Source organism: Pseudomonas sp. Rh2 (assembly GCF_040762985.1).
GTDB lineage: Bacteria > Pseudomonadota > Gammaproteobacteria > Pseudomonadales > Pseudomonadaceae > Aquipseudomonas > Aquipseudomonas taiwanensis.
Map to the genome: position 1 here is coordinate 1310165 of NZ_CP142890.1, position 19755 is coordinate 1329919.

A 19755-nucleotide genomic window follows, 5' to 3' on the forward strand; every position below is an offset into this window, starting at 1 on the left:
AATTCCAAGGAGAACGCAGATGAACGCACCGCAATCCCCCGACCAGACCAAGGTCGAACAGGTCAAGCTGCTGATCGATGGCCAATGGGTCGAATCGAAGACCAGCGAATGGCGTGACATCGTCAACCCGGCCACCCAGCAGGTGTTGGCGCGAGTTCCCTTCGCCACTGTCGAGGAAGTGGATGCTGCTGTGGCCGCCGCCCAGCGCGCCTTCCTGACCTGGCGCGACACCCCGATCGGCGCACGCATGCGCATCATGCTCAAGCTGCAGGCGTTGATCCGCGAGCACACCAAGCGCATCGCCCAGACCCTCAGCGCCGAGCAGGGCAAGACCCTGGCCGATGCCGAAGGCGATATCTTCCGTGGCCTTGAAGTGGTCGAGCACGCAGCGTCCATCGGTACCCTGCAGATGGGCGAGTTCGCAGAGAACGTCGCCGGTGGTGTCGACACCTACACCCTGCGCCAGCCCATCGGCGTGTGTGCAGGCATCACCCCGTTCAACTTCCCGGCGATGATCCCGCTGTGGATGTTCCCCATGGCCATCGTTTGCGGCAACACCTTCGTTCTCAAGCCATCCGAGCAGGACCCGCTGTCGACCATGATGCTGGTCGAGCTGGCGCTGGAAGCCGGCGTGCCGGCGGGTGTTCTGAACGTGGTGCATGGTGGCAAGCAAGTGGTCGATGCGATCTGTACCCACAAGGACATCAAGGCCATCTCCTTCGTCGGCTCCACCGAAGTCGGCACCCACGTCTACAACCTGGGCAGCCAGCACGGTAAGCGCGTGCAGTCGATGATGGGCGCCAAGAACCATGCCGTGGTACTGCCCGATGCCAACCGCACGCAAACCGTCAATGCTCTGGTCGGCGCCGCTTTCGGCGCAGCCGGCCAGCGCTGCATGGCCACGTCGGTGGCGGTGCTGGTGGGCAAGGCCCGTGAGTGGCTGCCGGACATCAAGGCGGCGGCGAGCAAGCTCAAGGTCAATGCTGGTTGTGAACCAGGCACCGATGTGGGCCCGGTGGTATCCAAGCGCGCCAAGGAGCGTGTTCTGGGCTTGATCGAAAGCGGTATCAAGGAAGGCGCCAAGCTTGAACTGGATGGGCGCGATGTGAAGGTCCCAGGCTACGAGCAGGGCAACTTCGTTGGCCCGACCCTGTTCTCTGGGGTGAAAACCGACATGCAGATCTACACCCAGGAGATCTTCGGCCCGGTGCTGGTGACCCTGGAAGTCGACACCCTCGATGAAGCCATCGCCCTGGTCAACGCCAACCCGTTCGGCAACGGCACCGGCCTGTTCACCCAGAGTGGCGCGGCGGCGCGCAAGTTCCAGAGCGAGATCGACATCGGCCAGGTCGGTATCAACATCCCGATCCCAGTGCCGGTTCCGTTCTTCAGCTTCACCGGTTCGCGCGGCTCGAAGCTGGGCGACCTGGGCCCGTACGGCAAGCAAGTGGTGCAGTTCTACACTCAGACCAAGACCGTCACCGCCCGCTGGTTCGATGACGACAGCGTCAATGACGGCGTGAACACCACCATCAGCCTGCGCTAAGGAGATCGCCATGCGTATCGCATTCATCGGCCTGGGCAACATGGGTGCCCCCATGGCCCGCAACTTGATCAAGGCCGGGCACTCGTTGAACCTGTTCGACCTGAACAAGACCGTGTTGGCCGAGCTTGCCGAGCTCGGGGGGCAGGTCAGCGCCTCGCCCAAGGACGCGGCTGCTGGCAGCGAACTGGTCATCACCATGTTGCCGGCTGCGGCCCATGTGCGCGCCGTGTACCTCAACGAAGAAGATGGCGTACTGGCGGGCATCCGCCCCGGTACGCCGACGGTGGATTGCAGCACCATCGACCCGCAGACCGCCCGCGATGTATCCAAGGCCGCCGCGGCCAAGGGGGTGGACATGGGCGATGCTCCGGTGTCTGGCGGCACCGGCGGCGCGGCGGCTGGCACATTGACGTTCATGGTCGGCGCCAGTGCCGAGCTGTTCGCCACCCTCAAGCCAGTGCTGGAGCAGATGGGCCGCAACATCGTGCATTGCGGTGAGGTCGGGACCGGGCAGATCGCCAAGATCTGCAACAACCTGCTGCTGGGCATCTCCATGATCGGAGTGTCCGAAGCCATGGCCCTGGGCAATGCGCTGGGCATCGATACCAAGGTGCTGGCCGGCATCATCAATAGCTCGACCGGGCGTTGCTGGAGTTCCGACACCTACAACCCATGGCCGGGCGTCATCGAGACCGCCCCGGCGTCACGGGGCTACACCGGAGGTTTTGGTGCCGAGTTGATGCTCAAGGACCTGGGGTTGGCCACTGAGGCTGCGCGGCAGGCGCACCAACCGGTGATTCTCGGCGCCGTCGCCCAGCAGTTGTACCAGGCGATGAGCCTGCGGGGGGACGGTGGCAAGGACTTCTCGGCGATTGTCGAGGGGTATCGCAAGAAGGATTGACGAGCGAGGCTTGATCGCGGGTTGGGTGCTTTTCCCTCTGTAACTGCGCACCAGAAGGAGGGACACCTGGCCCGCGATTTTTTTTGCCTGTCGTAAGGTTTTTGGCGTTTGCAAGATTGAGCGCCGCCCGCGCGGCGCATCGCGAGCAAGGCTCGCTCCTACGCGTGGCGAGGGGTATCGCAAGAAGGATTGACGAGCGAGGCTTGATCGCGGGTTGGGTGCTTTTCCCTCTGTAACTGCGCACCAGAAGGAGGGACACCTGGCCCGCGATTTTTTTTGCCTGTCGTAAGGTTTTGGCGTTTGCAAGATCGAGCGCCGCCCGCGCGGTGCATCGCGAGCAAGGCTCGCTCCTACGCGTGGCGAGGGGTATCGCAAGAAGGATTGACGAGCGAGGCTTGATCGCGGGTTGGGTGCTTCTCCCTCTGTAACTGCGCACCAGAGGGAGGGGCACCTGGCCCGCGATTTTTTTTGCCTGTTGTAAGGTTTTTGCGTTTGCAAGATCGAGCGCCGTCCGCGCGGCGCATCGCGAGCAAGGCTCGCTCCTACGCGTGGCGAGGGGTATCGCAAGAAGGATTGACGAGCGAGGCTTGATCGCGGGTTGGGTGCTTCTCCCTCTGTAACTGCGCACCAGAGGGAGGGGCACCTGGCCCGCGATTTTTTTTGCCTGTCGTAAGGTTTTGGCGTTTGCAAGATCGAGCGCCGTCCGCGCGGCGCATCGCGAGCAAGGCTCGCTCCTACGCGTGGCGAGGGGTATCGCAAGAAGGATTGACGAGCGAGGCTTGATCGCGGGTTGGGTGCTTCTCCCTCTGTAACTGCGCACCAGAGGGAGGGGCACCTGGCCCGCGATTTTTTTTGCCTGTCGTAAGGTTTTGGCGTTTGCAAGATCGAGCGCCGCCCGCGCGGCGCATCGCGAGCAAGGCTCGCTCCTACGTTTGTTTACGGCCAATAACGCCTGTGACAGACGCGCGCGACCGCCTTGTTTGTACGGCGCGATATCGAGCCATGCGCCAACGCGTTCGCGCACGAATCTCGCAGGAATAATTGGCCCGAAACAAACGTGGGAGCGAGCCTTGCTCGCGATGCGCCGCGCGGGCGGCGCTCGATATACGCATCACCGCTAAACCATGACTGCCACCTAGCATCCCCAACCCATATCAAGAATCAGGCGAAGACGAAATACTTGCGCACGGTCTCGACCACTTCCCAGGTGCCCTTCATTCCCGGTTCGATCACGAACACATCACCGGCTTTGAGGTGCTTGGGCTCTTCACCTTCCGGGGTGATGATGCAATAGCCATCGAGGAAGTGGCAGAACTCCCACTTTTCGTAATTCACCTCGAACTTGCCTGGCGTGCAGATCCAGGTACCCATGATCTTGCTGCCGTCGGCAGACAAGTAGGCGTTGAGGTTGACGGTGTGCGGATCGCCGCCGATGCGCTTCCACTTGGTGGCGTCCACGACCGGCGTCGGGCAGGTCTCGCGCAGGACGGTGATGAAATCGGACATGGCACAACTCCTGGTGACTGGCTGAATGACGTATCACCATAGGGCCATTGGCCGAGCGCCAGTTGCCTGGGCTCGACGTCCAGCTGCCTGACCGCGCTATGCCGTCGACCCGTGCAGCGCCACGGCTCACGCCCACCAGTAGCGCACAAAGTGAAAGAACACCGGCGCAGCGAAGCACACTGAATCCATCCGATCGAGCATGCCTCCGTGGCCCTCGATCATGTGCCCCCAGTCCTTGACCCCACGGTCGCGTTTGATCGCCGACATCACCAGCCCACCGAAAAAGCCCATGGCATTGACCGTCAAGGCCATCAATGCAGCCTGCCAGAAGCTGAACGGGGTGATCCAGCACAGTAGGGCGCCGACCAAGGTCGCCAGTGCCACACCGCCGGCCAGGCCTTCGATGGTCTTCGACGGTGACAGGTTGGGCGCCACCTTGTGCTTGCCGAACAACTTGCCGCACACGTACTGCAGCACGTCGCTGATCTGCACCACCAGAATCAGCCAGGCGATCAACAACAGGTTGCGGCCTTCGTAACCGGGTATATCGAGGGTCAGCAGGGCGGGTACCGAAGACAGGCAGTAAACCGCGATCATCAGGCCCCACTGTACCTTCGAGGCCCGTTCCAGAAAGCGCGTGGTGTCACCGCCGAAGCTGGCCAGAATCGGCAACAGCAGGAACAGGTACACCGGGATGAAGATGCTGAACAACCCGTACCAGTCCATGGCAATCAGCAAATATTGCACCGGCAGCGCCACGTAGAAGGCGGCCACGAGCGCCGGGTAGTCGCTGCGTCGGGTCGGGGTGAGGGTCATGAACTCGCGCAAGGCGTAGAACGAAACGCCGTAGAACAACACGATCACACCGTACTTGCCTAACAGGAAGGCGATGCCGATCACCAGTACCATCACCCACCAGGCATTGATGCGGGCGTTGAGGTTGTCGATTACCGCATGAGGGGCAGGGCCTGCACGCCATTTGAGCAAGCGACCGATCACACTGGCGAGCAATAGGAGCGCGCCAATACCGGCGAACAGCAGAAGGGTGTTGTCGTCCATGTCAGGCATCCTTTGGTGCCAGATTCAGCAGGGCCTGACTGGCCCGCTCTAGAAAGTCCTGCTTGCCCTCGTCGGCCTGCAGGTGAATGGGCTCACCAAAACTCAAGGTGCACAACAGCGGCAGCGGTAGGGCCCGGCCCTTGGGCATCACACGGTTGAGGTTGGCGATCCAGACGGGCACCAATTGCATGCCGGGATTGGCGGCGGCCAAATGGAACAATCCACTTTTGAAGGGCATCAGCGGCTCATCGCCCAGGTTGCGGGTGCCCTCCGGGAAGAAGATCAGGGAATCGCCCTGGGCCAGGGCGTCGAAGATCGGTTGCAGTGGGTTGCCCTGGCCTTCGACCCGGTGCCGGTCGATCAGCACCCCGTTGAACACTTTGCGGATCAGAAAGTCGCGCAGCCCAGGCTTGGCCCAGTAATCGGCGCCTGCCACGGGCCGGGTATGCCTGCGCAGCGGCGCAGGCAGTGAGGCCCAGATCAGCACGAAATCGCCGTGGCTGCTGTGGTTGGCGAAATACAGGCGTTGCACCGGTTGCGGTGCGCAGCCTAGCCACAGGGCGCGGGCGCCGGTGATCAGGCGCGCTGCGCTGGTGATGATGAAGGCAGTCAGGGCGGCAAGCATGGCTCGGTGATCATCCAATGAAAGGCACTGTCAGCAGGGTAGCCAACGTCAGCAGCGCCTGCAGGCCAAGGCACAGGGTCTGACGGCGCAACAGCGCCAGTGCCGCCTGGCTTCGGGCAGACCAGTCGCGGGCGTCTTCGGGCTGGGTTTTCAAATGCAGGTCGAACAGGGCATGGTCCAGAGCCTGGGTATCGGCCGCCAAATCGGTGCTGGCGCCAAGTCGGGCGAACAGGTCGGCGTCCAGCGCGACACGTACCGCCCAGTATTTGTGCAACACACCGAGGGCGAGCAGGGCAGCGCACAGCAGGCTGGCTGATGGCGTCAGCGCTGCACCCAGCAGCGGCGCCAGGCCATAGGCCAAGGCCAGCAGGCTGATGCCATCGGACAGACGCTCCAGCTGCGCGCCACGACCGAGCAGGCTGGCGACCACCATCAGCTTCATGGCGGGCTGCCCAGCCGTTGCAGCGCCAGGCGATGGGCGGGCGACAGCACCACGCCCTGGCGAGCCTTGCGGATCAGTACCTGTGCCTGGGCGATGTCGCTGCATCGACCAGTCAATAGCAGCCAGGCGGCGACCGCGCTGGCACTGCGCGAGTAGCCCAACGCGCAGCAGACCAGCAAAGGGCCTTGGTGGCGCGACCGCTCGATCGCCGAGGCGGCTTGCTGCAGCAACTGGCTGTTCGGCGCGATCAGGTCGAGCGTGGCCAGCACGTGGTAATCGACCCCCTGGGTCATCGGGCAAGGCAGTTCCGCACAGAGGTCGACGATTGCGGCATAGCTCGAAGCTTCAACTTGGCCTGGAATACGCCCCAGGAAAACCCCGTCGCAGACTGCGTCGGCATTGGGGTGACGCCATGTCCACAGTCGCGAATTGATCCATGCCGCCAGCGTGTAGGGGGCAAGCAGCGCGCTGGCGGCAATCGACAAGCGTCCGTCATCACCTTTCTGAAAACCCTGTGCGCCCAACGCCGCGTAGTTCAGCGCTACCAGCAGCAGCGCCACGGCCGGCCAAAGCAGCCATAACCCGGCACCACCCACCAGCAGCGCAATTACCACGCTGCCCATCGCCCCGGCCCCATAGCGCAGCGCCAGGCGCCAGCGATACGGTTCGCGAGCCAGGTGGGCATGCTGCCAGGGCAACTGGCCCTTAGGCGGCCAGAGCCAGAGGCAGGCGAATCCGGACAATGCTCCGGTGGGCAGGTCGATGAAGTGATGCTGCCAAGTGGTGAGCACGGACACCCCGATCAGCGCCATCCACCCATGCATGACCCAACGCCAGAGCGGGCGGTGCAGATGCCGGGCGAACATCGTCCAGATGATGACCAAGAGTGCGATGTGCAGCGAGGGGGCCTGGTTGAATGGCTTGTCGAACCCCATCAGCACCTCGAACAGCCAGCCGAACAGACCATCCATTGCCGGCCGTTCGAAGGTGAAACGCAGGGGCCAGAGCAGAAAGCAGCTGACACTGATCACCTGCGCGGTGAGCAGGGCCAGGGCATGGCGGTCCATTTCGCGGCGTGTACGCGGCAGCAGGAAGGACAGGCCATAAAGGAGGTCGATCGACCAGTACGGCAGGATGGTCCAGGGCCAGAGCGGTATGTGCCGTTCCCAGGCGAACACCAGGCTGCCGACATCGTCGCGGCCCTCGGTGTGACTGTTGGCCAGGCCATAGCTGAGGAAGAAGACTGGCCCGAGCAGCAACAGCCACAGCACGCCTCGCCGGATAAGCCCAGGCTCACGCATCGGCTTCACTCACGAACTCGCTGCGCCAGGCTCACGCTGAAGATGCCCCATTCATCGATGCGCTGGGCCAGCTTGCGAAAACCCGCGGCTTCCACCAGTTGGTCCATCTCTGCCTGGCTGCGTCGCCGCATCACCCAGGCCTCGCCACCACGATGGCTGGTAAGGGCGCGGGCGATCATCTCAAGCTGCGGGTGCCAGGGTTGGCCGGTGTAGACCAGGTAACCGCCACTCTCCACGGCCTCGGCAAGGCCAGCCAGCGAGTTGCCAACCAGGGTGTTGCTGGCGAACAGTTCATACAGGCCGGACACCACGGCCAGGGTCGGGCGTGGCTCCAGCGCAGCCAGGCCCTGTCGGTCGAATGCATCGGCCTGTACGAAGCGAGCGATGTTGGCCAAACCCTTTTCTTCGATCAGGGCACTGCCCTGTTGCACGTTCAGTTCGCTGTAGTCGCGCAGCAAAATCGAGTCCGGCTGCCGATCATGTGCCTGCAAAGCTTCGAGAATGTAGCGGCCATGGCCTGCCGCGATATCGACGATATGCACGGGTCGCTGTTGCTCGCGCAGGCGATCGATGGCCAGTCGCAGCAATTCCTCGACGTGCAGCTTGCGTTGGCGGATGCCTCGCCAGCCTATGGCGTTCAGGTAGTTCTGGTCGATCAGACGGCCCAGTGACCCCTTGCCCGAGGGCTGGTTGCGGTAGACGTAGTCGAGTGTGCTGCCAGAGTCGAAGCCGGTGTCGAAGCCCAGCCTCACGCCTTCGGAGAAGCCCCTGCCCAGGCGCAGCCCTGCGCGGGTGGCGCGCCAGTAAAGCTCGCGGGGCGAGTTGCGGGGTAGCGGCGCGGCGAGGCTTTCGGCTTCGGCGCAGCTGGCGCCGGTCTTGTCCGCATCGAGCAAGCTGGGCGCTGCCACGGGGTTGTCGAAGCTGTGCTCGACGAAGCGCTCGATGCGCCTGAGTACATGGCCGCGGTCGCGTTCGCCCAGGGTGTCGTGGAAGAAGCCGGGAAGCACATGCATTTCCTTGCGCAGGCACCCAAGGCGCTCGAAGAAGCGCTCCTGCGGTGCGCGCTCGACCACCAGGTCGGCCCCCGACACCAGCAGTTGGGTCGGCACCTGGATCGCCTGGGCATCGGCGACCACGCGGTCGGCTGCCTCGTACAAGCCCAGCAGCATGGTTACCGAAATGGGCCGGCTGATCAGCGGGTCGGCGATATACGACATGACCCGCTCCGGGTCGTGGGTCAGCAGGCGCGGCTTGACATAGCTGTTGACGAAGAAGTTGCCGCGCAGGGCCTTGAGCAACTTCAGGCCTGGGCGGGCGAAGGGCACGTACAGCTTCACCTTGAAGGCCGGCGAGGCAAGCACCAGGCAGCGCACCTTGGGGGCGTAGTCATGGGCCCAGGTGGCGATCAGAACCGCGCCGACGCTCTGGGCAAGCACCACGATGTCTGGCTCGGCAATACCGTGGCGCGCCTGGATGTGCTCGATGAAGGTCTGCACATCACGCACGCTGGTGGCAAACCCTGGGCTATCGCCGCGAGCACCGGGCGACTGGCCATGGCCACGCGCATCCCAGGCGAAGAAGTCGTAGCCAGGCATGTCCAGCTCGTCGGCCAGATGAGCCATGCGCCCGCCGTGCTCATGGCCTCGGTGGAACATCACCACCGCCCGTCGTGGCTGATGTTCGTTTCGGGTGGCGGGCCAATGACGGTAATGCAGTTCGACACCATCATGGGTAGGGAAATACAGCGATTGCGCTTGGCGCATGGCGAAGGTCCTTGTCCGGCGACACTAGGCTCAGCGGGTTTCTACCAGACCCTGGCGAACCCGGTTGTAGAGGGTATAGAGCGAGAGGGCGAGGATGACCAGCAGCAGGCCGTCGATCCACGCCGGGCTCAGGAGGTGGAACGCCACGCCCGCGCCCAGCAGGCCGAAGGCGAAGGCCCGGTCGCTTTTGCCCATGGGGCCGTCATAGCGCCGCGAAGCACCCACCAGCGGCCCCATGACCCCGGCGTATTCGCTGATCAGCGCACTGATCACCACCAGTACCACCAGCAGTGGCGTCACCCCAGGCAAGCATGCGAATGGCAGGTAGAGCGCGGTGTCCGCGATCACGTCGCACAGCTCGTTCAGGTAAGCCCCCAGTTTCGATTGCTGGCCGAATTCACGGGCCAGCATGCCATCGACCGCATTGAGCGCCATGCGCAGCAACATCCATATGGGGATCAGGATGAACAGCCATGTGACAGGGCTCAACCACGCCAACAGCAAACCCAGCAATACCGACACCAGTGCCGCTGCGACCGTGACCTGGTTGGCCGTGACGCCACGGCCGTGGAGACGGTCTACCGCAGGGCGCAACAGGGCCTGGAAGTGTGGTTTCAATTGGTAGATCGATAGCACATCAGGCTCCCATTGCAGTTCGGTATTGCAGGACGACTGGAGCAAGTGGCCTCGAGCCTGAGGGCTACGGCTCGATGAGCTGCCTCAGGTAGCCTCTTGCCAGAGCAATGGTAGTCAATGGTTGGAGGATCGCGGGTGGGTTCGTTGTGAAACGGCGCACTATGTGATCTTTCTGACGTATGAAGCAGACGAGTCCTACATCGGCTGCGTGAGGGGCCGCTTGTCACCTTTGGCGTGTAGCAAGCTGCTGACCAAGCCAGCCGTATAACCTGGCAGCGCGGCGAAGTCCCGCGCACAGAGCAGCAGTTGCCGCTTGGCCCAATCCTCCTGCAGTCTTCGCCAATGCAACGCGAGTGTCGCTTCCCAACGGCGTACCGAGGCCAGCGGCACGATGCCGATACCGGCGCCCCCGGCCACCATACGGATCAACCCATCGAAACCCTCCGCCCGTACCCGCACCTGCATGCGTCGCCCCTGTCGCAGCGCTTGTTCTTCAAGGTGCAGCGCCAATGCACTGCTCGCATCCAGGCCCACATGGCCATGGGCGAGGCTGGCGTTGAAACTGACATCTTCAAGGCTTGCCAGCGGGTGGTCAGGGGACATCACCAGCACCAATGGATCTTCGCGAAACGGGAGAGTCTGCAAATGATCACTGGGCACGGCGGTGGAGATGATGCCAAGGTCGGCCATGCCCTGGGTGATCGACTGGACGATGCGCAGGCTCGGCAGCTCTTGTACATCGATGCTGACGCCCGGTTGCTCGGCCAGGTAACGGGCCAGCAGCTCCGGCAGGTATTCGGTCAGTGCCGCCGTGTTGCACAGCAGGCGTACCTGGCCTTGCTGCCCCTGGGCATATTGCGCCAGGTCGAACTGCAACCGCTCGACCTGCTGCCCGATCATCCGGGCATGCTGCAACAGCGCCTGGCCAGCAGGCGTCGGCTGCACGCCCCGGCGATTACGGGCCAGCAGCGCAATCCCGAGCGAGCCCTCCATCGCACGGATACGCGCACTGGCCGCGGGCAGGGACAGGTGGCTGCGCTGGGCACCTGCCGTGATACTGCCGCACTCCAGCACATGCTGGAACAGGTTCAGGTCGATCAAGTCGAAGTGCATGTGCCTCTGTCCTGGCAAGAGTCAGGCTGAGTATATGGCAGATGTTCAAACCAGCGGATACTGCCCATCATGGGCGCATGAACACACTGATCGCTTTCTATCAAGACATAGGACCGGCGCTGTCGTTGCTGGTGGTGATGACCTTCCTGCTGGCCGGTACGGTCAAGGGTGTCATCGGCCTGGGCCTGCCGACCATCGCCATGGGGCTGTTGGGTCTGGCTATGACGCCGGCACAGGCTGCGGCGTTGTTGATCGTTCCGTCGACGTTGACCAACCTGTGGCAATTGGGTGCTGGCGGGCACCTGCTGGCGTTGTTGCGCCGTCTGGGCCCCCTGTTGCTGATGATCGTCGTTGGCACCCTGCTTGGCAGCGCCTGGTTGGGTATCGACAGCGGACCGTGGGCCGTTCATGCGCTGGGCGCAGCGTTGCTCGCCTACGCGCTGTACGGCCTGGTCGGCCGTGGTTTTCAGCTATCGCCAGCGCAGGAAAGATGGCTAGGCCCCCTGTGCGGACTGGTGACCGGCGTGGTGACGGCGGGAACCGGCGTGTTCGTGATGCCGGCGGTACCTTTTCTGCAGGGCCTTGGGCTGAACCGTGACGAAATGATCCAGGCCTTGGGCCTATCGTTCACGGTGTCTACGCTGGCCCTGGCCATTGGCCTGGCCAGGCAGGATGCCCTTGGCGGTCAAGCCTTGGGCGCATCGCTGCTGATGCTGGCGCCAGCATTGCTGGGCATGCTGGCCGGCCAGTGGTTGCGCCAACGCATCAGCGCGGTAGGGTTCAAGCGTTGCTTCTTCGTGGGCCTGGCCGCGTTGGGCGGCCACCTGCTGGTCAACGGCTAGCGGATGAAGGGCTGAGCATCTCGATGAGCTGGATATCGAAATCGCGCTCCAGGTAGTCCATGCGCTTTTCAAAGAATTCGCGCATGTGCGGCAAGGCCGAGTGCTCATCCAGGGCGGCCTTGCTGGCCCAGACTTCGTAGAACACGAACAGGGTCGGGTCTTGCTTGTCGCGCAGCATGTGGTATTCGACGCAGCCCGGTTCCTGGCGGCTCGGTTCTACGTACGCCCGGAACAGGGTTTCAAAGGCTTCGGACTTTTCAGGACGGGTTTTGGCCTTGAGGATGAAGGCGTGCTGCTCGCTCATGGGGGGTGCCTCTAAGGTTGAATGACTGAAACGATTCTAAGGCAACAATGGCCGAACCATTGATGATTTCAAGGCAAAAGTATTTTGCCCCAAGGCCGCTTTTTCTCAGCTTGCCCGCTCCGTAACCTGCCGCCATCCCATTCGGCTCGATCGGCAGGCGCAGCGCCTCGGATCGACACCCACGTTCGAGGTTACCCATGAAAAAGATCCTGTTGCTCAACGGCGGCAAGCAGTTCGCCCATTCCGACGGTCGTCTGAACCAGACCCTGCACGATGCGGCGGTTGCCTACCTGGACCGCGCCGGTTTCGATGTGCGGGAAACGTTCATCGATGGCGGCTACGACGTCGCTGAAGAAGTGCAGAAGTACCTGTGGGCCGATGTGGTCATCTACCAGATGCCAGGTTGGTGGATGGGCGCGCCGTGGACCGTGAAGAAGTACATCGACGAAGTCTTTACCGCAGGCCATGGCAGCCTCTACGCCAACGATGGTCGCACCCGGTCGGATGCCTCGCAGAAGTACGGCAGCGGCGGACTCGTGCAGGGCAAGCAGTACATGATTTCGGCGACCTGGAATGCTCCTGAGCAAGCCTTCGACGACCCGACCGACTTCTTCGAAGGTAAAGGTGTGGATGCGGTGTACTTCCCGTTCCACAAGGCCAATCAGTTCCTCGGCATGACTGGTTTGCCGACGTTCCTGGCGGTGGATGTGATGAAGCGGCCTGACGTACCGGCGGCGGTGGCAGCGTATGAGGCGCACCTGGGAGAGGTGTTCGGCAAGCAAGGGTAACGGTTTCGCGGTGCCTGTGCCGGCCTCATCGTCGGCGAGCCGGCGCCTGCAGGCACTGTGCTTGACTTGCGCAGTGCCCGGCGACCCGCTATCAATCACAGCACTTTTCGATACAGGCCTGCCACGTGAAAACCCGATCCGAAGAACTCCAGGTTTTCGTCGCCGTTATCGACAGCGGCTCCATTTCCGCCGCTGCCGAGCAACTGGGCCAGACGCCGTCTGCTGTCAGCCGCACCCTGTCGCGTCTGGAGGCCAAACTCGATACCACGCTGGTCAACCGTACCACCCGACGCATGGACCTGACCGAAGAAGGCCGCTTCTTCCTTGAGCGCTCGCGGCTCGTCCTCGAACAGATGGATGAAATGGAAGAGCGTCTGTCGATGAACCGCCAGACCCCCTCCGGCCGCCTGCGTATCAACGCCGCTGCCCCGTTCATGCTCCATGCCATCCTGCCGTGGATTGGCGAGTTCCGGCGCCTGTACCCCGGCATCGAGCTGGAGCTGAACACCGACGACCTGATCATCGACCTTCTGGAGCAAAGCACCGACGTGGCCATTCGCATCGGTGAACTGGCCGATTCGAGCCTGCATGCGCGTTCGCTGGGGTGCAGCCCCGTGCAGGTGCTGGCCAGCCCGGCCTACCTGGAGCGGCACGGCGCGCCGCAGCGAGTGGAAGACCTCGACGACCACTGCTTGCTCGGCTTCAGCCAACCCGAGGTGCTCAATCAATGGCCGCTGCGCCATGCGCACGGCGATCGCTGGACGATTCGTCCGGCACTCATCGCTTCGAGCGGCGAAACCCTGCGCCAGTTGGCCTTGGCGGGAGAGGGCATCGTCAGCCTCTCGCACTTCATGACCCACGAGGACATTCGTACCGGTCGTCTTCAGGTCGTGCTGGGCGATGCCCACAATGGCTACCGGCAGCCGATCAACGCGGTGTACTACCGCAACACGCAATTGGCCCTGCGTATCCAGTGCTTCCTGGATTTCATCCAGAACAAATTGGCGATGTACGCCTGCTGAGTTGCCTGGGGGCGACAATTGCTGTCCAAGGGCGGCGAAAGCTCCTAGGCTCTGTACGAAAAGCGTTGATACTCGGTGATGCTGCGTTGAAAACAGCCTGACCTTCGTCTCAAGACTTTTCACACAGAGTCTAAGGTTGTTTGCACGGTCGGTAAGTTCCGGTATTACTGACCGATCAACAAAAACAACACCAAGGAAGTGTTATGCGTAACGTCCTGTTCACGTCCATGGCTCTCGGAGCCGCGATTCTGAGCTGTTCTTCGGCTTACGCCGTAACCCTTGAGGGCGCAGCGGTGGCTGCACCTGATCAATATGGTGCGCAGGTGGCCGCCGATATCCTGAAGAAAGGCGGCAACGCAGTGGACGCCGCAGTGGCCACTGCCTTCACCCTGGCGGTGACCTACCCTGAGGCAGGCAACATCGGCGGTGGTGGTTTCATGACCCTGTTCGTCGACGGCAAGCCCTATTTCCTCGACTACCGCGAAGTGGCGCCCAAAGCTGCAACGCGCAACATGTACCTGGACGAAAAAGGCGAGGTGATCGAGAACCTCAGCCTGGTCGGCGCCCGCGCAGCAGGCGTGCCTGGCACTGTCATGGGCTTGTGGGAAGCGCACCAGAAGTTCGGCAAGTTGCCCTGGAGCGAACTGCTGACCCCCGCCATCGGCTATGCCAAGAATGGCTTCAAGGTCGCGCAGAAACAGTACCAGTACCGTGACGACGCCCAGGGCCTGTTCAAGGCGGGCACCAACTTCAACGACTACTTTTCCAGCATGAAGGTCGGCGAGCTGTTCAAGCAGCCGGAAATGGCGCAAACCCTCGAGCGCATCGCCGACAAAGGTGCCAGCGAGTTTTACCAGGGCAAGACCGCCGATTTGCTGGTGGCGCAGATGCAAGCCGACAAAGGCCTGATCACCAAGGAAGACCTCAAGGACTACAAGGCCATCTGGCGCCAACCGATGGCAATCGACTGGCGTGGCAATGTGGTCTACACCGCTCCGCCGCCCAGCTCGGGAGGCGTTGCCCTGGCGCAATTGCTGGGCATCAAGGCCAACCGCGAAGCTGACTTCAAGGGCGTGGAGCACAACTCGGCGCGCTACATCCACTTGTTGGCCGAAATCGAAAAGCGGGTGTTCGCCGACCGTGCCGACTACCTGGGCGACCCGGCCTTCACCCAGGTGCCGGTGGACAAGCTGATTGCCAAGGACTATCTGGCCAAGCGCGCAGCCCAGGTCAACCCGAATGCCATCTCCGATACCGATGGCGTCAAGCCGGGGCTGGAGTCGCACCAGACCACGCACTTCTCCATCGTCGACAAGCAGGGCAACGCCGTCAGTAACACCTACACCCTGAACCTCGACTACGGCAGCGGCGTAGTGGTCAAGGGGGCGGGCTTCCTGCTCAACGATGAGATGGACGACTTCAGTGCCAAGCCTGGCGCAGCCAATGCCTTCGGTGTGGTGGGAGGCGCGGCCAATGCCATCGAACCTGGCAAACGCATGCTCTCGTCCATGAGCCCGAGCCTGATGACGCGCGATGGCAAGGTGGTGCTGGTGATCGGTACGCCAGGCGGCTCGCGGATCTTCACCTCGATCTTCCAGGTGATGAACAACTTGTACGACTATGGCATGCCGCTTGAGAAGGCAGTCGCGGCCCAGCGCGTGCACCATCAGTTGTTGCCCAAGGACACCCTCTACTATGACAGTTATGCACCGCTCACCGGGCCAGTGGCGGATGAGCTGAGGAAGATGGGTTATGTGCTGGAAGACCAGGGCTGGGAGATGGGTGATATCCAGGCGATCCGGGTGACGGGAGAAAAGCTTGAGACGGCCTCTGACCCGCGTGGACGTGGGGTAGGGATGATCGTCAAGTGATACTGGACTGACCGTGCTGACGCATTCGCGGGTGAACCCGCCCCCACCGGTACGGCGCCTTGCGCCGATTCCGTGGGAGCGGTTCTACCCGCCAAGGCCATCTCTCGGTCAAACGCGGAACTGACTGACCAGCATCTGCAGGTGCCCACCCAGGCGAGCCAGCTCCACGCTGGAGGCCGCCGTCTCGTCACTGGCCGCCGCGGTCTGCTCCGACACATCCCGGACATTGAGGATGCTACGGCTGATTTCCTCGGCCACGGCGCTCTGCTGCTCGGCCGCTGCCGCGATCTGCTGGTTCATCGACTGGATGTTCGACACCGTACTGGTGATGCTTTCCAGCGATGCACCGGCCTTGCGCGCCAGCTCGACGCTGCTGTCGGTCAGGGTGCGGCTACCTTGCATGGCGTTGGCCACCTGCTGGGTGCCACTTTGCAGGCTGGCCACCAGCTCTTCGATCTCTTCGGTGGATTTCTGCGTACGCTGGGCCAAACCGCGCACCTCGTCGGCGACCACCGCGAAACCACGGCCGGCCTCGCCAGCACGGGCCGCTTCGATGGCGGCGTTCAGGGCCAGCAGGTTGGTCTGCTCGGCGACCGACTTGATCACGTCCATGACGCTGCCTATCTTCTGGCTCTCCTGCTGCAGCAGGTTCATGGCCTCGGTAGAACGGTGTACTTCCTCGGCCAGGCGCTCGATCTGGCTGATCGCTTCACCGACCACGCGATCACCGGCCCGGGCTTCGCCGTCGGCACCGGTGGCGGCATGGGAAGCGTGTTCGGCATTGCGCGCCACTTCCTGAACCGTGGCGGCCATTTCATGCATGGCCGTGGCGACCTGGTCGGTTTCGACTTTCTGGCTGTTGGCGCCGGCGCTGGTCTGCTCGGTGACGGCCGAAAGCTCCTCGGCGGCGCTGGCGATTTGGGTAACCCCGTCGCGAATGCCGGAGATCAGTTCGCGCAGGGTGGTGCCCATGCGGGCGATGCCCTGCTGCAGCACACCGATTTCGTCGCGGCGGGTCACCCGCAGATCGTGGGTGAGGTCGCCGCCAGCGATCCGTTCCACCGCGTGCAAGGTTTCGCGCAGCGGGCGGGTGATCTGGCGGGTGATGATGACCGCCGCCAGCACACCTACCAGCAGTGCCAGCAGGGTGGCGATGGTCTGCAGGCTGCGGGCCTGGGTGCTTTCCGCGTCACGACGCTCAAGTTGGATCTTGTACAGCGCATCGCTGCGCTTGACGATGTCCGCGCCCTGTACGGTCATTTCCGCGCGTGCAGTGGTGATACCGGCGACGGCATCGCGGAACTGACGCACGGCATCCCGGTAGGCCTGCACCGACTGCTCGAACTGCTGCAGGCGGTTGGCGTCGCCAGGCAGTTGGCGCTTGAGGGTTTCGACTTCAGCCAGCGCCGCGTCGAGCTGGCGCAATGCGGCCTGTTCGTTGGCAGCAGTGTTGTCGGCAATGTAGCCGCGTACATCGATGCGCACCTGCAACAATTGCTGGCGGGTCTTGCTGATCAGTTGGTACTGGGCCAGACGCACGCTGTCGGTCTCTGGGCGGGCCATGACCTCCTCGCTGAGGGTGTCCATGGCTTGGTCAGCCTTGATGGCCGAGCTGTTCATGGCTTCGCGGGCCGCCAGGGAGTTCTTGTAACCGGCGCGCATCTTGTTCAGCGACACCTTGTACTCGCTGATGGTCTGGCCCAGTTCATTGAGCAGCTTGACGTTCTCTGGGCTCTTGAAGGTATTGGCCAGGTATTGCTGCTGCTTGCTGAAGGCATCGAGCTTGGCCTGGGTATTGGCTGCCGCTGCGTCATCGCCGTTGGCGATCATGTATTGCAGGCGCGCGACCCGAAGGTCGGTCAGGTCTTTGTTGAGCTGACCGATGTCGCCCATCCAATTGCTACGGTCGATCAGGCTGCCCAGACTGGTCCAGCCAGTCAGGGCCAGCAGGCCGGTCAGGACAAGGACCAGGCCAAAGCCCAGGCCCAGCTTGAGGTTTACGCTGATGTTGGCGAACCAGCTGTTCATGCACGCTCTCCAGAAAAATGATTTCGCTCGCTTGATCTTCGATCGCTAGGCGTTGTTCTTCTGGGTGCCTGCTGATTCGTGCAGCAGTTATCGGCAAGAAAAACGGAAGCTGAAACGCTTTTTCAGCTGATTTGTAACCTTATGAAAACGTTTGCGTTTTCATAAGGCCGTGGGTGGACTTACCCGTGAATCTCAAAGATTCCGCGCACTGAAGGTATCGCAGCTGTTCACATCCCCCTGGGCGAAACCGGTCTTGAACCAACGCACCCGTTGTTGCGAAGTGCCATGGGTGAACGAATCGGGCACCACGCGCCCTTGGCCCTGCTGTTGCAGGCGGTCGTCACCGATGGCATTGGCGGCATTGAGCGCTTCTTCGACATCACCCGGCTCAAGCCAGTTGAGCCGCTGCTGCGCCTGATAAGCCCAGACGCCGGCCAGGCAGTCGGCCTGCAGTTCCTGGCGTACCAGCAGGCCATTGTCGCCCTCCATGCGCTGGCCGTTGCGCCGCGCGGCATCGACCTTGGCCGACACGCCGAGCAGGGTCTGCACGTGGTGACCGATCTCATGGGCGATGACATAGGCTTGGGCGAAGTCGCCTGCGGCAGCGAAACGGGTTTCCATTTCACGGAAGAAGGTCATGTCCAGGTACACCCGTTGGTCCGCCGGGCAGTAGAACGGGCCCACCGCCGCCGAGGCAAAGCCGCAGGCCGAGTTGACCTGGCCGCTGAACAGCACGAGCTTGGGGTCGCGGTATTGCTTGCCGGCCTGGGAGAACAGAGCCTTCCAGGTATCTTCGGTGTCGCCGAGGATCGAGGCGACGAACTCGGCCTGCTCGTCGTTGGCCGGCGGCGCCTTGCCGCCAGCCCCACTGGGGACTTGTTGCTGCTGTTCCATCTGCCCGGCGAGCTGGCCAAGGATCTGCAGAGGGTCCTGTCCGGTGAGCCAGCCAATGCCGACGATCAGTAGGATTGCACCCAGCCCCAGCCCCTTGCCGCCGCCAAAGCGCATGCCGCCGCCACCACCTTCGCCTCGGGCATCGACCACATTGTCGCTGCGTCGGCCTTTTCGCCATTCCATGAAGTGCGCTCCAGAGCGTGAAACATGAAGACATAGGTTAGTTCAGTGCAGCGCAACCTGTTAGCCCTGGGTAGAGATGCATAACCATTTGGTTATGTAATTGGCGCGTGTTTTCAATATTCATCCCGCGCGACTTATCTGAAACTGCAAGTCCGCCTGTCATCCACAGGCGTTCTGATAATTCCAAGAGAGGAAATCGGCATGCCCGCTCAGGACAACAGCCGCTTCGTGATCCGTGATCGCAACTGGCACCCCAAGGCCCTCACGCCCGACTACAAGACGTCCGTTGCCCGCTCTCCGCGCCAGGCTCTGGTCAGTATTCCGCAGTCGATCAGCGAAACCACCGGTCCGGACTTTTCCCACCTGGGCTTTGGCCCGCACGACCATGACCTGCTGCTGAACTTCAACAATGGTGGCCTGCCGATCGGCGAGCGCATCATCGTGTCCGGCCGCGTCGTCGACCAGTACGGCAAGCCTGTGCCGAACACCCTGGTCGAGATGTGGCAAGCCAACGCCGGTGGTCGCTACCGGCACAAGAACGACCGTTACCTGGCGCCGCTGGACCCGAACTTCGGTGGTGTCGGCCGCTGCCTGACCGACCGTGACGGCTACTACAGCTTCCGCACCATCAAGCCCGGTCCGTACCCATGGCGCAACGGCCCGAACGACTGGCGTCCGGCGCACATCCACTTCTCCATCAGCGGCCCGTCGATTGCCACCAAACTGATCACCCAGCTGTACTTCGAAGGTGATCCGTTGATTCCGATGTGCCCGATCGTCAAGTCGATCGCCAACCCCGAAGCCGTGCAGCAGTTGATCGCCAAGCTCGACATGAGCAACGCCAACCCCATGGACTGCCTGGCGTACCGCTTCGACATCGTGCTGCGTGGCCAGCGCAAGACCCACTTCGAGAACTGCTGAGGACCCCGAC

Annotated in this window: 19 protein-coding genes; 7 read left to right on the forward strand and 12 right to left on the reverse strand. The window is 62.6% G+C overall.

The genetic code is table 11. The features are described 5' to 3' along the window. Window positions 1-19 precede the first annotated feature (19 nt). Together VXM67_RS05875 and mmsB are read left to right on the forward strand one after the other, a co-directional pair. Window positions 20-1546 (forward strand): CoA-acylating methylmalonate-semialdehyde dehydrogenase, encoded by a 1527-nt coding sequence (locus tag VXM67_RS05875; RefSeq protein WP_023378674.1) that lies wholly within the window; start codon window positions 20-22, stop codon window positions 1544-1546. A 10-nt stretch (window positions 1547-1556) separates the two neighbouring features. Further along, the gene (gene mmsB, locus VXM67_RS05880) at window positions 1557-2447 is read left to right on the forward strand and encodes a 3-hydroxyisobutyrate dehydrogenase (protein WP_023378675.1); all 891 of its coding nucleotides are present in this window, start codon (window positions 1557-1559) and stop codon (window positions 2445-2447) included. A 1161-nt stretch (window positions 2448-3608) separates the two neighbouring features. Here mmsB and VXM67_RS05885 read toward each other — a convergent pair. The 8 genes from VXM67_RS05885 to VXM67_RS05920 all read right to left on the reverse strand — a co-directional run bounded on the left by VXM67_RS05885 (window position 3609) and on the right by VXM67_RS05920 (window position 10892). Further along, window positions 3609-3953: a cupin domain-containing protein gene (locus tag VXM67_RS05885; RefSeq protein WP_003258412.1), complete on the reverse strand. Its 345-nt coding sequence runs from the start codon at window positions 3951-3953 to the stop codon at window positions 3609-3611. Between the two features lie 126 nt (window positions 3954-4079). Further along, a complete protein-coding gene (locus VXM67_RS05890; protein WP_367237556.1) occupies window positions 4080-5012 on the reverse strand; it encodes a phosphatidate cytidylyltransferase in 933 nt (310 codons plus the stop codon). Window position 5013: 1 nt separating this feature from the next. Then, a complete protein-coding gene (locus VXM67_RS05895) occupies window positions 5014-5637 on the reverse strand; it encodes a lysophospholipid acyltransferase family protein (protein WP_027908032.1) in 624 nt (207 codons plus the stop codon). A 10-nt stretch (window positions 5638-5647) separates the two neighbouring features. Then, the gene (locus VXM67_RS05900; protein ID WP_023378679.1) at window positions 5648-6079 is read right to left on the reverse strand and encodes a hypothetical protein; all 432 of its coding nucleotides are present in this window, start codon (window positions 6077-6079) and stop codon (window positions 5648-5650) included. Beyond that, the gene (locus VXM67_RS05905) at window positions 6076-7389 is read right to left on the reverse strand and encodes a phosphatase PAP2/dual specificity phosphatase family protein (protein ID WP_287169559.1); all 1314 of its coding nucleotides are present in this window, start codon (window positions 7387-7389) and stop codon (window positions 6076-6078) included. The genes VXM67_RS05900 and VXM67_RS05905 overlap by 4 nt, the downstream gene beginning before the upstream one ends. Next, window positions 7386-9143: a bifunctional alpha/beta hydrolase/class I SAM-dependent methyltransferase gene (locus tag VXM67_RS05910; protein WP_367237557.1), complete on the reverse strand. Its 1758-nt coding sequence runs from the start codon at window positions 9141-9143 to the stop codon at window positions 7386-7388. Before VXM67_RS05910 ends, VXM67_RS05905 begins: the two co-directional genes overlap by 4 nt. A gap of 30 nt (window positions 9144-9173) precedes the next feature. Then, window positions 9174-9779, reverse strand: coding sequence for a CDP-alcohol phosphatidyltransferase family protein (locus tag VXM67_RS05915; RefSeq protein ID WP_027908035.1), 606 nt, complete (start codon window positions 9777-9779; stop codon window positions 9174-9176). A 195-nt stretch (window positions 9780-9974) separates the two neighbouring features. Next, entirely contained in the window at window positions 9975-10892 is a 918-nt protein-coding gene (locus tag VXM67_RS05920) for a LysR family transcriptional regulator (protein ID WP_367237558.1), read from the reverse strand. Window positions 10893-10969: 77 nt separating this feature from the next. On the opposite strand from VXM67_RS05920, the gene VXM67_RS05925 reads away from it, so the two are divergent. Next, window positions 10970-11734 (forward strand): sulfite exporter TauE/SafE family protein, encoded by a 765-nt coding sequence (locus VXM67_RS05925; protein ID WP_023378685.1) that lies wholly within the window; start codon window positions 10970-10972, stop codon window positions 11732-11734. Here the strand turns inward: VXM67_RS05925 and VXM67_RS05930 are convergent. Together VXM67_RS05930 and VXM67_RS05935 are read right to left on the reverse strand one after the other, a co-directional pair. After that, complete coding sequence (locus tag VXM67_RS05930) at window positions 11724-12038, reverse strand: putative quinol monooxygenase (RefSeq protein ID WP_023378686.1); 315 nt, start codon at window positions 12036-12038, stop codon at window positions 11724-11726. The genes VXM67_RS05925 and VXM67_RS05930 overlap by 11 nt on opposite strands. Continuing rightward, complete coding sequence (locus VXM67_RS05935; protein ID WP_158491094.1) at window positions 11992-12237, reverse strand: hypothetical protein; 246 nt, start codon at window positions 12235-12237, stop codon at window positions 11992-11994. The genes VXM67_RS05930 and VXM67_RS05935 overlap by 47 nt, the downstream gene beginning before the upstream one ends. Here VXM67_RS05935 and VXM67_RS05940 point away from each other — a divergent pair. The 3 genes from VXM67_RS05940 (at window position 12236) to ggt (ending at window position 15719) form a co-directional block, all read left to right on the forward strand. Beyond that, window positions 12236-12826, forward strand: coding sequence for an NAD(P)H-dependent oxidoreductase (locus VXM67_RS05940; protein ID WP_287169565.1), 591 nt, complete (start codon window positions 12236-12238; stop codon window positions 12824-12826). The genes VXM67_RS05935 and VXM67_RS05940 overlap by 2 nt on opposite strands. A 125-nt stretch (window positions 12827-12951) precedes the next feature. Then, window positions 12952-13848 carry a LysR family transcriptional regulator gene (locus VXM67_RS05945; RefSeq protein WP_104882167.1) on the forward strand — a complete coding sequence of 299 codons (897 nt, stop codon included), beginning with the start codon at window positions 12952-12954 and terminating at the stop codon, window positions 13846-13848. A gap of 203 nt (window positions 13849-14051) precedes the next feature. Beyond that, complete coding sequence (gene ggt, locus VXM67_RS05950; RefSeq protein WP_023378689.1) at window positions 14052-15719, forward strand: gamma-glutamyltransferase; 1668 nt, start codon at window positions 14052-14054, stop codon at window positions 15717-15719. 108 nt (window positions 15720-15827) lie between these two features. Here ggt and VXM67_RS05955 read toward each other — a convergent pair whose 3' ends face one another. Continuing rightward, complete coding sequence (locus VXM67_RS05955; protein ID WP_023378690.1) at window positions 15828-17747, reverse strand: methyl-accepting chemotaxis protein; 1920 nt, start codon at window positions 17745-17747, stop codon at window positions 15828-15830. Window positions 17748-17939: 192 nt separating this feature from the next. Next, window positions 17940-18824 carry a neutral zinc metallopeptidase gene (locus VXM67_RS05960; RefSeq protein WP_023378691.1) on the reverse strand — a complete coding sequence of 295 codons (885 nt, stop codon included), beginning with the start codon at window positions 18822-18824 and terminating at the stop codon, window positions 17940-17942. A 201-nt stretch (window positions 18825-19025) separates the two neighbouring features. Here VXM67_RS05960 and pcaH point away from each other — a divergent pair, with 201 nt between their 5' ends. Further along, window positions 19026-19745, forward strand: a complete 720-nt coding sequence (gene pcaH, locus VXM67_RS05965) for a protocatechuate 3,4-dioxygenase subunit beta (RefSeq protein ID WP_023378692.1) — start codon at window positions 19026-19028, stop codon at window positions 19743-19745. Window positions 19746-19755 lie beyond the last annotated feature (10 nt).

Excerpts from the sequence above, each read along its gene's own strand:
- VXM67_RS05895 (WP_027908032.1), bottom strand. The coding sequence starts at position 5,637 with ATGCTTGCCGCCCTGACTGCCTTCATCATCACCAGCGCAGCGCGCCTG.
- VXM67_RS05900 (WP_023378679.1), bottom strand. The coding sequence starts at position 6,079 with ATGAAGCTGATGGTGGTCGCCAGCCTGCTCGGTCGTGGCGCGCAGCTG.
- VXM67_RS05890 (WP_367237556.1), bottom strand. The coding sequence starts at position 5,012 with ATGGACGACAACACCCTTCTGCTGTTCGCCGGTATTGGCGCGCTCCTA.
- VXM67_RS05910 (WP_367237557.1), bottom strand. The coding sequence starts at position 9,143 with ATGCGCCAAGCGCAATCGCTGTATTTCCCTACCCATGATGGTGTCGAA.
- VXM67_RS05955 (WP_023378690.1), bottom strand. The coding sequence starts at position 17,747 with ATGAACAGCTGGTTCGCCAACATCAGCGTAAACCTCAAGCTGGGCCTG.
- VXM67_RS05920 (WP_367237558.1), bottom strand. The coding sequence starts at position 10,892 with ATGCACTTCGACTTGATCGACCTGAACCTGTTCCAGCATGTGCTGGAG.
- VXM67_RS05940 (WP_287169565.1), top strand. The coding sequence starts at position 12,236 with ATGAAAAAGATCCTGTTGCTCAACGGCGGCAAGCAGTTCGCCCATTCC.
- VXM67_RS05930 (WP_023378686.1), bottom strand. The coding sequence starts at position 12,038 with ATGAGCGAGCAGCACGCCTTCATCCTCAAGGCCAAAACCCGTCCTGAA.
- VXM67_RS05875 (WP_023378674.1), top strand. The coding sequence starts at position 20 with ATGAACGCACCGCAATCCCCCGACCAGACCAAGGTCGAACAGGTCAAG.
- VXM67_RS05960 (WP_023378691.1), bottom strand. The coding sequence starts at position 18,824 with ATGGAATGGCGAAAAGGCCGACGCAGCGACAATGTGGTCGATGCCCGA.
- mmsB (WP_023378675.1), top strand. The coding sequence starts at position 1,557 with ATGCGTATCGCATTCATCGGCCTGGGCAACATGGGTGCCCCCATGGCC.
- pcaH (WP_023378692.1), top strand. The coding sequence starts at position 19,026 with ATGCCCGCTCAGGACAACAGCCGCTTCGTGATCCGTGATCGCAACTGG.
- VXM67_RS05935 (WP_158491094.1), bottom strand. The coding sequence starts at position 12,237 with ATGGGTAACCTCGAACGTGGGTGTCGATCCGAGGCGCTGCGCCTGCCG.
- VXM67_RS05885 (WP_003258412.1), bottom strand. The coding sequence starts at position 3,953 with ATGTCCGATTTCATCACCGTCCTGCGCGAGACCTGCCCGACGCCGGTC.
- ggt (WP_023378689.1), top strand. The coding sequence starts at position 14,052 with ATGCGTAACGTCCTGTTCACGTCCATGGCTCTCGGAGCCGCGATTCTG.
- VXM67_RS05925 (WP_023378685.1), top strand. The coding sequence starts at position 10,970 with ATGAACACACTGATCGCTTTCTATCAAGACATAGGACCGGCGCTGTCG.